The following is a 15,887-nucleotide window of genomic DNA, read 5'->3' on the forward strand; positions in this document are numbered from 1 at the left end:
AAGAATGACTAGGGCCGCAATCATGAATAACATAGGCTGATTTATTGGCTAGTAATTCTTCCAAATCGATAATTTTGAGATTATCCATTTTATTGTCCTCCTTTATTTGATGATATGATTATATCATTCAATAGTTCAGTCAAAATTTCTTTCCCATATCTGCTTGACGACTGTCCTCCCCTAAAACTTTTTTTAAATGTCCTTCATAAATCTTTGCTAAGTGGTTACTGCCTGCTAATTTTATTGCTCCAATACATTTTTCCATTTCAATAATTGCAATCTTATTTCCGTTTTTTTGATAGCGATAAAGGTTTTGAGCATAGAGAAAAATGAGTCTTTCATAAATTTCTGTCTCGATAAAAAAGCATTGTTTCAATTGTTTTTCAAAATACAAAGCATCCATAAACTTTTTCTTTTCAATACAGGTAATATAAGCATTAAGCAACATGGTTGAAATCAGGCGTCGATTAATAGGAATTTCTTTATAAAAATCTGATCGTCTAGACATTTCTCTTGCTAAAACCATAAAAACATCATGTTTTAGAACATCCAAAGTATTCATGAAAATCAACAATTCATAATATCCCCAATATTCAACACCAAATAGATAATCGGTTAAATCATCCAAATCTGTTTCATTATAGTATTTTTCTCCCGATAAATCCTGAAGGCGAATTTTAACTAAAATGGTATTTATATGATGAAATTTCTCTCGTTTTCCTTCATTTTCCATTTGAGATATCAACAATCTCTTCATCCCTTCAATGTCGCGAGTCGTTACACATTTCCTAACCTGAGCTAATAGTTCATTTAGTTCATCACGATGAAAATCATGAACGGCATACATAAATTCATCAATTGGCATGTTAATTTCATTTAGAATATGTATAAACTTTGAAATGGTTAAATCCGTTTCTCCTTTTTCGAAACGTGAAAGCTGAGATGTTGATATACCAGCCTTCGTGAGATCCTTTAACCGCAATCCTCTTGATTCTCTAAACTTTTTAAAAATTTCTCCAAAATTTTTCATTCTGAACCTCCATCACGCATATATGGGAATATATTTTATTCACCCCAATAATAACATATAATAAAAAAAAACAAAAGTGAGGATTACACATGAAAAAACAAAAAATATTACCACTCCTACTCTTTTTACTAGAAGGAATTATTATTATCGGAGTTGGATAATCTTAATTTCTAAGGAGAGTTTTGCCTAGACTGCTCAGCGATAAGTACTGCTGAGCGCAGGCTTATAGTTTGGAGGCAGGTAATGTACGTAACAGTCAGGTATTGCCTGCCCTCTTTAGCTAGATAGAAAACATCAAACTTTCTTACATTATCGCGAATTCCAGTTACAAAACTCCCATTAAACTTAAGTTCTTACTGAATTAAGACATCACTCCTATCTCTCCTTACACTCGTCCTAGCAGACAGAAGGATATGCTTAGTCCGAAAAAGTTTAACTATAGTCAGCACAATGACTCCTATACCTGTCTTAAAAAGGCTTTTCGCTAGACCACTACAGTTGACGAAAAGCCTGCTTTTGCAGATTATAAATTTGAACTTTATCCTCATAAATTACAACATAAGAAAACACCTCATAAGTTAGATTTTTCTGTCTAACTTATGAGGTGTTAGTCATAGAAGGATATTTACATTTTTCTTAAATAGCCAAATCAAACTTCAGCTGTGGCTTAACCGGATCATAGTCAACCAACTCAAAGTCCTCGGCTTTGATGTCAAAGAAATTAGTCTTATCTGGTACATTCAAGACCAAACGTGGTTGGCAGTTTGACGACTCACGACGGAGCAATTCCTCTGCTTGTTCAAACTGATTATCATAGATATGAAGGTTGTTGATAAAATAGAAAAACTTCCCAACCTTCCATCCGAAATGCTTGGCAATCATCATTTGAAGAGCCACATACTGCATAGCATTGATGTGGTGGGCCACCAGCATATCATTCGAACGCTGGGTCAAGGTCGCATCCAGATAGATGTCCCCATCAACCCGACGGACATCAAACATGGTCTGAAAGGCGCATGGAAGAAGACCATCTGTCTCCTCAAAAGCTTGGTAATCCCAGAGTGAGATGATATTGCGACGATTCCAAGGGTTGGCTTCCAACTGTTTAAGTATCTTATTGATGATGTCGTGTTTCTTAACGACTGCCCCATAGCGTTCACCGATGGTTCCCGTATCTCCCACTTCCCAGTCATTCCAGTAGTGAACATTGTACTTGTCATTGAGAACATCTAAGCTATTAGACTGATCTTGGTAGATCCAGAGTACTTCCTTGATGGCGGATTTGATCGCAATGGGACGCAAGGTTGTGATGGGAAATTCCCCCATAGCCAAGTCATACTCGGCAAAGGCACCCGTTACGTACTTGGAGTTGGCTACGGTCCCATCCTTATACTTGGGACGTGCCTGCTCAGAAAAGACACCGTCTTTGAGGATTCGTTCAATATTCTCTTTAAAAATCGTATCAGCTTTTGTCATTTACTCTCACCTCATTTATTGTCCTAACTAGTATAGCATAAAAAAAGAAAGGAGGAAATTCACTGGCTTTAAAGTAGTGTTTTTCTCCTTTTATGATCTTATTGCAATACAAGTGATGCTGCCCCGATAACTCCAGCGTCATTTCCTAGAGTTGCAAGAGCCAATTTAGTTGTTGTGCGTACTTGTGGGAAGGTGTTTTCGTCATAAACCTTTTGAACACCTTGTAGAAGAAATTCTCCCGCTGCTGATACTCCACCTCCGATAACGATTGTTGAAGGGTTGAGGATTGAGCCGATATTAGCACACGCAATACCCAAGTAACGTGAGAAGTTACGGTAAACGATCAAGGCGAGGTCGTCCCCTTCTTTTGCAAGGTCAAAGACAGTTTTAGCAGTTACTTCTTCTCCGTCATCAATCAAGCGTTTCAAAGCTGCATCGCCTTCGTATTCATCTGCATAACGACGAGTCAAGTTGACAATCCCTGTTGCAGAAGCAACTGTCTCAAGACAGCCTTTTTTACCACAGGTACATGCGATTGGTTGGTCAAAGTCAACAGTGATGTGGCCAAGCTCACCTGCTGCACCAGCAACACCGTGAAGCAATTTGCCTTCTGCCACGATACCACCACCAACACCTGTACCCAGTGTCATAAAGACAACGTCAGGTTGATTATCACCAGCCCCCATCCAGCGCTCACCAAGAGCAGCTACGTTGGCATCATTATCGATGAAGAATGGAATGCCCAAGGCTTTTTCAATCTTTTCTTTAATCGGTTGAAGGGTTTTCCAGTTGAGGTTGTATGCACCGATAACAGTCCCTTTTTCACGGTCAACCACACCCGGTGATCCCATTCCAATACCTCGGAAATCCGTAGCTGACAATCCAAGCAAGTCCAAACGATGCTGAATAGACTCAATCATATTATCTACGATATGGCTTCCCTCATCCAAAATATTGGTCTTAATAGACCATTTTTCTTGGATTTCTCCTTCTTGAGTTAAAATTGCGAACTTAACAGATGTCCCACCAAGGTCAATCCCAATAATCTTTTGACTCATCGTCTTCTCCTTTTTAATTGAAAATGCTTACAGATATAGTATAACAAAATCATTAGATTTGTGCAAAGGTTTGCAGGCTACAAGCCAAAATTAAAACATCTCATTTGCTTCACTATTTGTAAAAATTAGTCACCTAAATGTTGAATTGCATAGTTTGCTTCTTCTTTTGTAAATTTTCCAACATAAGAAGAAGTTAGCCACTCATAAATCTCTGTCTTTGATAAATGGTTATTCTTTCGGTATTTTCTTGCTGTAATCAAGGCATTTGCTTTGTAATCTGCATTCAAGTGATCGATGGCATACTGCGCTGCTGAACTTGAAAAACCATTCCACGTTAATTGGTTATAGAGATCTTTTTTTGACATATGTAAAACCGAATTATAGCTTTTCGCTCTATTTAAAGCAACATTGTACTGCTTCCCATCTAGTTTTGGTTGCCGCACACCATCGTATCCTACATAGTGACGGCCACCATCTACCCATTTATCCCTAGCCATTTTACCATCTGATTCAACATAATAACGGCCACCATCTACCCATTTGCCCCTTACCATTTTGCCTTCAGAATCAACATAGTAACGGCCACCATCTACCCATTCATTCTTGGCCATCTTTCCATCTGATTTGAAATAATAATTTCCTACCCATTTATTGCGAGCTTGGCTGCCTTCTGATGGTAGATTAAGTTTTTGAATTGCATAGTTTGCTTCTTCTTTTGTAAATTTTCCAACATAAGAAGAAGTTAGCCACTCATAAATCTCTGTCTTTGATAAATGGTTATTCTTTCGGTATTCTCTTGCTGTAATTAAGGCATTTGCTTTGTAATCTGCATTCAAGTGATCGATGGCATACTGCGCTACTGAACTTGAAAAACCATTCCACGTTAATTGGTTATAGAGATCTTTTTTTGACATATGTAAAACCGAATTATAGCTTTTCGCTTTATTTAAAGCAGCATTGTACTGCTTCCCATCTAGTTTTGGTTGCCGCACACCATCGTAGTCTACATAGTGACGGCCACCATCTACCCATTTATCCCTAGCCATTTTACCATCTGATTCAACATAATAACGGCCACCATCTACCCATTCATTCTTGGCCATCTTTCCATCTGATTTGAGGTAATAATTTCCTACCCATTTATTGCGAGCAGAGCTTCCTTCTGCTGTTAGATAATAATATGAACCATAGTTTTTATCATAAATCCAGTCACTTTTAACCTTTTTTCCATCAGAATCAACATAATAACGACCACCATCTACCCATTCATTTTTAGCTCTCTTTCCATCTGATTTGAGGTAGTAATTTCCTACCCAGCCAGACTGAACTTTAGATTGTGATTTATCCTGTTTAGGAGTTGTTTCTTTAGTTTTTTCAGCCGGTTTTGGTGCTGGTGTTTTTGGTTTCTCAGCAGGTTTTTGTGCTGGCGTTTTCGGTTTCTCAGCTGGTTTTGGTGCTGGCGTTTTCGGTTTCTCAGCTGGTTTTGGTGCTGGCGTTTTCGGTTTCTCAGCTGGTTTTGGTGCTGGCGTTTTCGGTTTCTCAGCTGGTTTTGGTGCTGGCTTTGGCGCTGGTTTTGGTTGCCACAAACCATCGTCTCCTACATAATAACGACCACCATCTACCCATTCATTTTTGGCCATCTTACCATCTGATTTTAGATAGTAATTTCCTACCCATTTGTTGCGAGCGTAGCTGCCTTCTGCTGTTAGATAATAATAGGATCCATAGTTTTTGTCATAAATCCACTCAGCTTTAGCCATCTTACCATCTGATTTTAGATAGTAATTGCCTACCCATGTGTTGCGAGCGTAGCTGCCTTCTCCTGTTAAATAATAGTATGACCCATAGTTATTGTCATAAATCCATTCATTTTTAGCTCTCTTCCCATTTGATTTGAGATAGTAATTACCTACCCATGCGTTTCGAGCGTAGCTACCTTCTGCGGTTAGATAATAATAGGATCCATAGTTTTTATCATAAATCCACTCAGCTTTAGCCATCTTACCATCTGATTTAAGATAGTAATTGCCTACCCAAGCATTTTGGACATAGTTTCCCGAAGCATTTAGATAGAAATAAGAATTAGCTTTTTTATCAAAAATCCACTTATTAGTAACTTTAGTACCATTTTCATAGTACGATGAGCCTACCCAACCAGACTGAGCTGTAGATTTGGACTTATCCTCTTTAGGACTTGTATTTTTAGGTTTCTCAGCAGGTTTTGGTGCTGGTTTTGGTGCTGGCTTTGGCGCTGGTTTCGGCGCTGGTTTTGGTTCTGGTTTTGGTTCTGGTTTCGGTGCTGGTGTTTTTGGTTTCTCAGCAGGTTTTTGCGCTGGTGTTTTTGATTTCTCAGCTTGATTTGACGCCGAAGTTGTATTCTCTTTTACAACCTTACCATTTTTAGATGCATCCTTTTCTTGAGCAGAAACATGCTGAGCCGAAAAAGGAAAGTCTCCAGTTGTATCTGATAATGCAATAAGTCCCAGTGTTGCAGTTGCTAAGCTGGTTACTAAAATTTTTTTTGATTTTTTCATAAAAATCTCCATTGTTTTTAATGATTTATACTTATTAGTATACCATATATTTTATTTTTTTACACTCAAATAATAACTATCTATGAAAGCCCTATTTTAAAATGAAGTGCAACACAAAAGTCATGTTCATCTGATATACTGGAGTTGCGAAAAACAGTATAAAGGAAGATGAACATGTCCACTAATTATTCTCATACAAGCACTTATCTGAAGCTGAGCGACTAGAAATTGAAGCTTATTTAAACGTAGGACTCAAACCTGCTGAGTTTGCTCGTAGACTGGGGGAAACTGCTCTACTATTACTCGTAAAATGAATCGTGGTTCCATAACACAAGTGAAATAGGTCAATGGGCAGAATATCTATTACCTACACCATTATGCAGATGCTACCCATAACCGTTATCAGTATGCTAGAGAAGCCAGCTATTATTTGAAACTAGATCGTTTATCGGACGACTTTCTGAAAGAATTTACAGAAGTAATGGGAGAGAAACCAACGGGACATAGCATAGATGCCTTTGTTCACACCTATAAACTCCAACCCCTTTTTGAAATTGGAAAATCCATTCTGTTCTGAGTGGAAAGACAATAGGAGAACCTTCTATTTTGAACTTGGCTATAGTCCGCAAAAAAAGCTGTTTGAGCTCACTCAAACAGCTTTAAAGATACTCTCTTAATTAGAGGAACAACTTTGTTACACTTGACTTGTCAATCAGTGTTAAAATAGTTATTCTAAATAATTAGTCGTCAAGATGTTGAATTGCATAATTAGCTTCTTCTTCTGTAAAGCCATCTATATAAGAGGTCAATTGATTGAAAAGACCAGATTTAGACATATTAAATAATTTTCTATAGTTCTTAGCATTAAACAATGCATTATATTTATAATCAGCTTTTAGATGATCAATAGCATATTGAGCTGCATCATTTGAAAATTTTTCTCCATATTAAGAAGTCAATTGTTTGTACAAACGCTTCTTAGACATATTTGCCCACGAATTGTAATTTTTTGCTTTCTCAAGAGCATTTGTATAGTCTGTTTTAGTTTGGTTAGAGCTGGACTGGCTAACTGAGTGATTTTGCCATAAGCCATCAGAACCTACAAAGTAACGTCCACCATCAACCCATTCATTCTTGGCCATCTTACCATCGGACTTGAGATAGTAATTTCCTTGCCAACTGCTTTTAGCATATGATCCGTCAGATTTGAGATAATACCAACCTTGGTAGCCTCCATCATAAATCCACTCGCTTTTAGCCATCTTACCATCGGACTTGAGATAGTAATTTCCTTGCCAACTGTTCTTAGCATATGATCCATCAGATTTGAGGTAATACCAGCCTTGGTAGCCTCCATCATAAATCCACTCGCTTTTAGCCATCTTACCATCGGACTTAAGATAGTAATTTCCTTGCCAACTGTTCTTAGCATATGATCCGTCGGATTTGAGGTAATACCAGCCTTGGTAGACTCCGTCATAAATCCACTCGCTTTTAGCCATCTTACCATCGGACTTGAGATAATAATCACCTTGCCAGCTGTTTTTTGCATAAGTACCATCTGATTTGAGGTAATACCAGCCTTGGTAGACGTTGTCATAAAGCCATTCATTTTTGGCCATCTTGCCATCTGACTTGAGATAGTAATTTCCTTGCCAGCTGTTTGTAACGTATGATCCGTCGGATTTGAGGTAATACCAAGCACCGTCACGATTCACCCAACCACTAGTTGTTCGACTAGATTGAGAATGAGATTGGCGTGGTTTAAAAACACCTCGAGGAGCTTTTGAGCGTTCACAGGCAACTCCATCACCATCTTTGTCTAGTCTTGAAGAATATCCAGGCTCTCCTCTATGGATATCAGAATAGCCATTTTCCCACGCTTCTGTACAATTTGAAAAGTGAATTGTATCATTAGCAAAAGTCGGTTGAGCGAGCATCATCAACGCAGACAAGCTAGCTAGACCAGCTTTAAAAAGAACTGTTTTTTTCATCATTTCCTCCCATAAAATGACATCGTTTTCTTTTTATTTTATCAAACTTAATTCAACAATTCAAATTATTTAACATATTTATCATGTTGTTTTTAAATTTAAAGAATCATTTAGGATTCACTTCCAACTCATACAAACCTCTGACTGCGTTACAGCCATAGATAGCTTCTGCTTGGTTCAAGTCTGCCAAAGTCAAGACTTTTTCCTCTACCTGTCCTGTTTTTAGCAAATGCTGACGATAGATTCCTGGCAAAATTCCTTGACTGGTAAGTGGTGTATAGAGTTTACCATTAATTTTTAAGATCAGATTTCCAATAGAAGTCTCAAGTAGTTCTCCTGTTGCATTATGGTAAATGATTTCCTGTTCCCCTAGACTTAAGTGTGGTCTATTAGTTGTTTTAAAGTAGGTAAACGCTTGATTCAAATCTGCTTCTTGCAGACAAAGTTGAGCCTGACAGAAACTTGGACTAAGGGGTGTTAAGATTTGGCTACTGAGTTCTATCTCTCCAGATTTGCTGAGGATGATTCGCAAGCGGTAGTCTTGATTAGCATCACAAACTTGGCACTCTTTCTCTATCTTTTGTCTCAGTTCTTCCGGATTAAAAGGATAGGCAAAATATCGACTAGCCTTTGTCAGTCTTTCCAGATGTTGTTCTTCAAATAACAAGTTTTTCTGGCTGATTTTCCCAGTTGTAATCAATTGGAAACGTGCTTGTTTACGATAGAGTACAGCCGCCTTTTGATGAACCTCTCGGTATTCAGATTCCCAGGTGCTATCCCAAGTAATCCCGCCTCCAACTCCATAGATGGCTTTCCCTTGATGCAGTTGAATGGTCCGAATGGCGACATTGAAAATCCGTCGTCCATTTGGAAGTAAGAGACCAATCGTTCCGCAGTAGACTCCGCGTGGTTGGGGCTCCAAGTCCTTAATAATTTCCATGGTCGCAATTTTGGGAGCTCCTGTGATGGATCCACATGGAAAGAGCGAACGGAAGATTTCAACTAGGTCCACATCCGGTCGCAACTGACTCTTGATGGTCGACGTCATCTGCCAAACGGTTGAATACTGTTCCACTTGGCAAAGACGCTCCACGTGCTCACTCCCCACCTCAGAAATACGGTTCATATCGTTGCGCAAAAGATCCACAATCATCATATTTTCAGAGCGATTTTTAGGATCCTGTTCTAGCCAGCTAGCTTGGGCAAGGTCTTCTTGGTCAGTCACTCCCCGCTGGGTTGTTCCTTTCATTGGGCGAGTCGTTAATTCACGGTCATTTTGCTCAAAAAAGAGCTCTGGGCTCATGGAAATCACCGCCATCTCGTCATGTTCAACATAGGCATTGTAGCCCGCCTCCTGTTCTACCACCATGCGATTGTAGATGGCAAAGGGATTGGCACTTAGGTCTTGCTTGAGTTGGACAGTGTAGTTGACCTGGTAGGTATCCCCCTGACGCAAATGATGGTGAATCTGAGCAATCGCCTTTTCATAGTCTGTCGCAGATGTTACTTCTTGCCACTTTGAAGGCAGATCTACTTCCTCATAAGTCAGAGGAATAGGCGATGTTTCTACCCTATCATGAACTGTAAAATATAGCAGATACTCGCCCAGTAAAGGAGCTTTATGAACTGCTAATTTCTCCTCAAATGCAGGTGCAGCCTCGTAACTAACGTAGCCCACCACATAATAGCCTTGCTCTTGGTAGCTTTCCACTTGTGCTAGCAAATCCGCCACTTCTGATAAATCTCTCGTTTTTAACTCTTTAATCGGCTGGGTAAAAGTGTATCTCTCCCCCAAAGCTCTAAAATCAATCACTGTTTTTCTATGCATATCTTAAGTATAGCACAAAAAAGCCGACCTAGAACAGCTAAATCCAGCTTTGTTTACTGATTTCTATAACGAAAAAAATTCTCTACCTTGTTTTTTTCTACTTTTTGGCAATTCTCCATCAGATAGTACCCCTTCTTCTTGTAAATACTGGTCTTATTTGGAGCACTTTGCACAAGAATTCAACAAAAAAGAACAGAGGAAGTCATGGTATCTATACCATTTTTCCTCTGTCTTTTGCTTTTCTTCTGTTACTACAGAAGAATTTCATGACTTTCTGATAGAATCTTGTGGATACTGCGCACGCGCACCTCCGATTAATTTGGGACGACTAGCTAGAGCCGTTACGTGGGCGTGCCCAATCTCTCTCAAAAGAGGGCGAATCGGAACCTGAACATGCTTGACATGCATGCCAATTGCGGTATCTCCGATATCTAATCCAGCATGGGCCTTGATAAATTCAACCTCAACTGGATCCCGCATAAACTTGAAAGCTGCCAACTGACCTGAACCTCCTGCATGAAGTGTCGGAAGGACACTAACAATTTCCAGGCCAAACTGCTCTGCAACCTGACGTTCCACAACGAGGGCCCGATTGACATGTTCACAACCTTGAACGGCTAGATGAATCCCTTTTTCCTCTAGGATATCTAGAATAGTCTTCACAATGACTTCCCCAATTTCTTGACTGGATTCCTTACCAATCTGACCACCCATTACCTCACTAGAAGAAAGGCCCAAAACAAAGATAGCTCCTTGCCTCAAATTAGCCTTTTCTATTACATCTTCTACAATCTGGCTTGTTGCTCTTTGAATGTCTTTTTCCTTCATACTTGATACCTCTTTTGTCACTCTCTATCATATCTTTTTTTACTGATTTTATCAAGGCCAACTAATCATTCTGATTTTTAAAAGCAAAACTCCCAGAATAGACTGGGAGTTAGCTAATTACTATTTTATTAATGCATATTTCAACTGTCGTCCCTTTTTCGGGTGCAGAATTGATCTTCATCTGGTAATTGTCTCCAAAATGAAGTTTGAGTCGTTGGTTGACATTTTGAAGGCCAACTCCTCCACGTTTGAGCTGACTTTGACTACTATCGCTAGTAGCTTGGAAACCAACACCATCATCCTCAATGCGGATGACAACCCCTATATCCTGTCTCTGAACAGAAACTTTAATATGGCCCTGACCTTCCTTCTCCTTAATACCATGGTAAAGAGCATTTTCTACAAGAGGTTGCAACACCAACTTGGGTAAGACTAGGTTACCAAAGTCAGGATTTTCATCAATCTCATACTCCAGCTTATCACCATAGCGTTGTTTCTGGATAAAGAGGTACTGGCGAACATGATTGATTTCATCAGAAAGAGAAATCAAATCCTTTCCTTGATTGAGCGCCAAGCGGAAATAGGTTGCCAAGGACTTGGTCACCTGAACCACTCGCTGACTATCCTGAAACTCAGCCATCCAGATGATAGTGTCTAAAGTATTATAGAGGAAATGGGGGTTAATCTGGCTCGACAGTGCTTGAAGTTCATACTGCCGGGTCGCTTCTTCCTGCCTGCGCACATCTTCCATCAACTGATCAATCTGATCCAACATGGCATTGAACTGGCGAGTCACTTCTCTCAGTTCATAGGCACCAGCTTCTTTAGCACGAAGATTTTGTGTACCAGAAGCAATTTTCAGCATGGTTTCTCTCAGGTCCTTCAAAGGCGCAATCCAGCGTTTGAGACTGAACCACACCAAGCAGAGACAGGCAAGAAGAGATAAGGCACTAGCAGCAAGCAAGGTCCACATGAGTTGACTCCGAACCTGGTCTAGCTTCTCCAGCGAAGACACGCCTATAACCGTCCAATCAGTCCCTGCAATCTGTTCCTGACTGACGTAGGATTGATGATCCAGCGTATAGCCCTGCCCCGTCTCGATGTAGGGTTTCATGGCCTCCATTTCACTCGCTGAGCTATAGACAGTACGTTTAGGATGGTAGACAAATTCATGCTTTTCATTGATGATAAAGGCAAAACCCTGCTGACCCAACTGGAGTTGGTTAAGATAGGCTTCCAGAGTTTCGTAGGAAATATCCAAACGAAGCACGCCAAGATTGCCCCCCTCTGCATCAACAAGTTCCTGAGTAACAGAAATGACCCACTGACTGTCTGATTTACGAGCTGGTGTCAAAACTGGCTTAGCTCCCTGATGAATAGCCTTTTGGTACCAATCCTCAGCCATCATATCAGAGGAAGTTTTCATCTGCACACTGTCATCAGTGGAAATGACCTGACCGGATTTGGATACCAGTACCACCGTTTTCAAGTCCTGATCTGCCTTTAAGATAGTCAAAAACAGATCTCTGATTCCCTTGGCTTGGACTTGGTTAGGATTCTCAGCATAGGTTAGGATATCCTTCTGCTGGGTCAAACTGGTAGAGGTGGTTTCTAATTTTTTGATATAAGACTGAATAAAGTGGCTAGTTTGGCTAATGGTCGTTTGGCTATTGCCCTCAATAGTGGCCTCAATAGCTGATGAACTAGATTGATAGTAGAAAGTCCCAACCAGAGCTAGGAGAATGAGAAAGACCAGAAAGATGGAAATAACCATTCTGACTAAAAGAGAAGAACGCTTCATCGGCCTTCCCCCTTCTTAAACTGACGAGGTGTCACACCTGCAATCTGTTTAAAACGCTGGGTAAAGTAGTTCATATCTTCAAAACCAACCTTTTCGGCTATCTCATAAATCTTTAAATCTGTGGTCAGAAGCAAGAGCTTGGCCTGTTTGACACGCTCTCTCACCAGATAATCCTGAAAAGGCAAGCCCAACTCTTTCTTAATTAAGGAACTCAGATAAGTCGGACTAAAACCTAGGTCACTGGCCAAAGACTTCAAACTAAACTGACTGTCAGCTAGATGGGACTGGATTTTCTGAGCAATATTTCCCTCAAACTTATCGGTTAATAAATCTTGTAACTGCTCTTCTTTTTCTTCCTTGTCTAGTTTTTGCTTGATTTTCCCCAACATTTCCTCAATATCCTGACGAGAAAAGGGTTTGAGCAGGTAATCATCTACACCGAGTTTGACAGCAGACAAGGCATAATTAAAATCATCGTAACCTGTCAAAAATACCAGATGCACCTGAGGATAGGTTTCTCGTACCAGACTGGCCAACTGGATTCCATTCAGCTGAGGCATGTTGATATCGGTTAAAATGATATCTGGCACCTGCTTTTGAATTAAGTCCCAAGCCTGCCTTCCATTTTCAGCCTGACCGATGATTTCCATATCGTAGGCTGCTACATTGACCAGCTTGGTCAAGCCTTGTCTTACCAGATACTCATCTTCTACGATTAAGATTGTGTAGGTCATGCTCTGCTCCTTTACCACTTACTAGTATCAGTATAGCAAAATTCTCCTCTAACTGCTTAGGAAAGACTTCTTAATCAACATAATCTAGTAAATAGGCATAGCCTTTTTCTGCCATTTGGTCTTTGGGAATAAATCGGATAGAAAGACTATTGATACAGTAGCGCAAGCCACCCTTGTCCTGAGGCCCATCTGTAAAGACATGGCCAAGGTGAGAATCTCCAACTCGACTTCTCACTTCCATGCGCGTCATATTGTAAGACTTATCTTCCTTGTAGGTAGCAACATCTGGGCTGATGGGTTGGGTGAAACTAGGCCAGCCACAACCAGACTCAAACTTGTCCTTTGATGAAAAGAGGGGTTCACCAGTAGCTACATCCACATAGATACCAGATTCAAATTTATCCCAATAGCGGTTTGAAAAAGCTCGTTCTGTTTGATTTTTCTGGGTAACTGCATACTCCTCAGGTGACAAGGTCTTTTTCAATTCTTCATCGCTTGGTTTAGGATATTTACTGGCATCGATGACAGGGTAGGCAGCCTGATTAACATTGATATGACAGTAGCCATTTGGATTTTTCTTGAGGTAGTCTTGGTGATAATCCTCCGCCACCACAAAATTCTTCGAGTTTTCCTTTTCAACTGCCAGAGGTTGGTCGTATTTCTTAGCCACCTCATCAAAGACTTGGTTGATTACCTCCAAATCCTTTTCATCTGTGTAATAAACGCCAGTACGATACTGGGTCCCCACATCATTTCCTTGTTTATTTTTGCTGGTTGGATTAATGATGCGGAAGTAATGAAGCAGGATTTCCTTGAGGGAAATTTGATTAGCATCATAGGTGACATGGACAGTCTCCGCATGTCCTGTTTGATTGATCAATTCGTACTTGGTTGTTTCCCCTCTACCGTTCGCATAGCCTGAAACGGCATCTGTCACTCCAGGCACGCGTGAGAAGTATTCCTCCACTCCCCAGAAACAACCTCCAGCTAGATAAATTTCGTGCAAGTCTGCGTCTTTACTAATTTCTGTTTTTTTCACTGTTTTTCCTCCTTGGCTAACGGATGCTTTCTCAATTTGCGAGCTATCTGTCTGCCCTGCATTTCGCATCAATAGAAAATAGAAACCGGTTATGGCTAGGAGAATAACCCCTGCCAAGACAAAAAGTTTTACTTTATCATTCATAGCCTTTCTCTACCCCATTTCTTTCAATTCTTTTAAAATCATATCCTTATCCATAAAACCTGGTTGTGTTTTGACCAGCTTGCCTTCCTTGTCTATAAAGGCTTGAGTCGGGTAGGAACGGACACCATAACTTTCCAAAAGTTTGCCTGATGGATCAATTAGAACTGGAAAATTTTTATAATCCAAGCCCTTGTACCAATTCTTAAAGTCCGCTTCAGATTGCTCCCCCTTATGACCAGGAGAGACCACTGTCAAAACTACATAGTCATCACCAGCATCCTTAGCGATTTCGTCCGTATCTGGAAGGCTGGCTAGACAGATGGAACACCAAGAAGCCCAGAATTTGAGATAAACTTTCTTGCCCTTGTAATCAGATAAACGATAGGTCTTGCCATCTACACCTGTCAATTCAAAATCAGCGACTTCCTGACCTTTAGTCGCAGTTTGTGAACTAACTTGTTCTGTTTTGGATTGCTCCTTCATAGTAGACTCGTCTGACATGTTTTTAGCCGAACAGGCTGCCAAACAACAGATTGAGCCTACTCCAAGGAGACATGTTTGCCATTTTTTCATTTCTTTTTCCTCTCTATTCAAATAATGTAGTCAAAATGGAAGCATTTCCCAAAAGCACCAAGATTCCCATCACGATAATGAGGAAACCACCTACTTTTTTGAGGGTTCCGAGATAAGGATGGAGTTTTCGGAAATGTTTCAAAACATAACTGGAAGCAAGAGCTAGAACCAAAAATGGTAGCGCCAAACCCAGCGTGAAAACCAACATGAGACCAGCACCCTGCAAAGCTCCTGAACCACCTGAAGCCGCCAAGGCCAAAACAGAGCCCAGAACTGGCCCCACACATGGCGTCCAAGCAAAACTAAAGGTCAACCCCAGTAAAAATGCCTGACTATAGCCGTTACCCTTTTGCCCCTGTCTCTTTAATTGTAGCCTTCTTTCCTTGTAAAGCCCCTGCAAATGTAGGACTTCCATCTGGTGTAAGCCCAAGAGAATGATAATCGCACCTGTCACATACTGAAACCAGGAAGCATACAGCAAATTGCCTAAAAAACCAGCTCCATAACCCAGTAAGATAAAGATAAAAGAAATCCCCGCTATAAAGGCCAAAGTTCGCAATAAACTAACAAGTGAGATTGAAAATTTTCCACTAGAAGCCTGAGCATCATTCTTATCATCCAATAAGACTCCTGCATAGACTGGCAACAAGGGTAAAATACAAGGAGAAAAGAAGGAAAGAATTCCAGCAAGAAAAACACTAATAAAAAAGATTACATTGTCCATTGCCTTCCTCCATTCTTTGATTTGATAGGTCTATTATATCCCCAAAACTCCAGAAAAAACAGGGACAATGATAGGGAAAAATAGGAATTTAATCAGCTTATTTAGAAATCTGGCACAAAAAAAG

13 protein-coding genes and 1 pseudogene are annotated in these 15,887 nt (G+C 40.2%); 1 reads left to right on the top strand and 13 read right to left on the bottom strand.

Annotation, left to right across the window (positions count from 1 at the left end; translation table 11 throughout):
* Positions 1-139: 139 nt before the first annotated feature.
* From P8P68_RS03745 to P8P68_RS03760, 4 genes are all read right to left on the bottom strand, one after another.
* Entirely contained in the window at positions 140-1,030 is an 891-nt protein-coding gene (locus tag P8P68_RS03745; protein WP_000787635.1) for an Rgg/GadR/MutR family transcriptional regulator, read from the bottom strand.
* A 636-nt stretch (positions 1,031-1,666) separates the two neighbouring features.
* Positions 1,667-2,506 (bottom strand): thymidylate synthase, encoded by an 840-nt coding sequence (locus P8P68_RS03750; RefSeq protein WP_000158622.1) that lies wholly within the window; start codon positions 2,504-2,506, stop codon positions 1,667-1,669.
* A gap of 98 nt (positions 2,507-2,604) precedes the next feature.
* Positions 2,605-3,564, bottom strand: coding sequence for an ROK family glucokinase (locus tag P8P68_RS03755; protein ID WP_000078594.1), 960 nt, complete (start codon positions 3,562-3,564; stop codon positions 2,605-2,607).
* Positions 3,565-3,689: 125 nt separating this feature from the next.
* The gene (locus P8P68_RS03760) at positions 3,690-6,098 is read right to left on the bottom strand and encodes an Ltp family lipoprotein (protein ID WP_278276202.1); all 2,409 of its coding nucleotides are present in this window, start codon (positions 6,096-6,098) and stop codon (positions 3,690-3,692) included.
* Between the two features lie 168 nt (positions 6,099-6,266).
* On the opposite strand from P8P68_RS03760, the pseudogene P8P68_RS03765 reads away from it, so the two are divergent.
* Positions 6,267-6,713 (top strand): annotated as a pseudogene (locus tag P8P68_RS03765) (helix-turn-helix domain-containing protein); the annotation flags it as partial.
* 125 nt (positions 6,714-6,838) lie between these two features.
* Here P8P68_RS03765 and P8P68_RS03770 read toward each other — a convergent pair.
* From P8P68_RS03770 to ccdA2, 9 genes are all read right to left on the bottom strand, one after another.
* Positions 6,839-6,934 (bottom strand): Ltp family lipoprotein, encoded by a 96-nt coding sequence (locus P8P68_RS03770; RefSeq protein ID WP_278276203.1) that lies wholly within the window; start codon positions 6,932-6,934, stop codon positions 6,839-6,841.
* Positions 6,935-7,045: 111 nt separating this feature from the next.
* Positions 7,046-8,092, bottom strand: a complete 1,047-nt coding sequence (locus P8P68_RS03775; protein WP_278276204.1) for an excalibur calcium-binding domain-containing protein — start codon at positions 8,090-8,092, stop codon at positions 7,046-7,048.
* 106 nt (positions 8,093-8,198) lie between these two features.
* Entirely contained in the window at positions 8,199-9,920 is a 1,722-nt protein-coding gene (gene pabB / locus P8P68_RS03780; protein WP_278276205.1) for an aminodeoxychorismate synthase component I, read from the bottom strand.
* 264 nt (positions 9,921-10,184) lie between these two features.
* Positions 10,185-10,748: a TIGR01440 family protein gene (locus P8P68_RS03785; RefSeq protein ID WP_000659502.1), complete on the bottom strand. Its 564-nt coding sequence runs from the start codon at positions 10,746-10,748 to the stop codon at positions 10,185-10,187.
* 109 nt (positions 10,749-10,857) lie between these two features.
* Positions 10,858-12,549, bottom strand: a complete 1,692-nt coding sequence (locus P8P68_RS03790; protein ID WP_278276206.1) for a sensor histidine kinase — start codon at positions 12,547-12,549, stop codon at positions 10,858-10,860.
* Positions 12,546-13,283 carry a response regulator transcription factor gene (locus P8P68_RS03795; protein WP_278276207.1) on the bottom strand — a complete coding sequence of 246 codons (738 nt, stop codon included), beginning with the start codon at positions 13,281-13,283 and terminating at the stop codon, positions 12,546-12,548. The genes P8P68_RS03790 and P8P68_RS03795 overlap by 4 nt, the downstream gene beginning before the upstream one ends.
* Before the next feature lie 70 nt (positions 13,284-13,353).
* Positions 13,354-14,466: a peptide-methionine (R)-S-oxide reductase MsrB gene (gene msrB, locus P8P68_RS03800; RefSeq protein ID WP_000998580.1), complete on the bottom strand. Its 1,113-nt coding sequence runs from the start codon at positions 14,464-14,466 to the stop codon at positions 13,354-13,356.
* A gap of 9 nt (positions 14,467-14,475) precedes the next feature.
* Positions 14,476-15,039, bottom strand: coding sequence for a redoxin family protein (locus tag P8P68_RS03805; protein WP_000759256.1), 564 nt, complete (start codon positions 15,037-15,039; stop codon positions 14,476-14,478).
* A gap of 13 nt (positions 15,040-15,052) precedes the next feature.
* On the bottom strand, positions 15,053-15,763 hold the full coding sequence (gene ccdA2, locus P8P68_RS03810) for a thiol-disulfide oxidoreductase-associated membrane protein CcdA2 (protein ID WP_000370906.1): 711 nt from the start codon (positions 15,761-15,763) through the stop codon (positions 15,053-15,055).
* Positions 15,764-15,887: the final 124 nt, after the last annotated feature.

This window comes from Streptococcus sp. D7B5 (genome assembly GCF_029691405.1).
Classification (GTDB): Bacteria; Bacillota; Bacilli; order Lactobacillales; family Streptococcaceae; genus Streptococcus.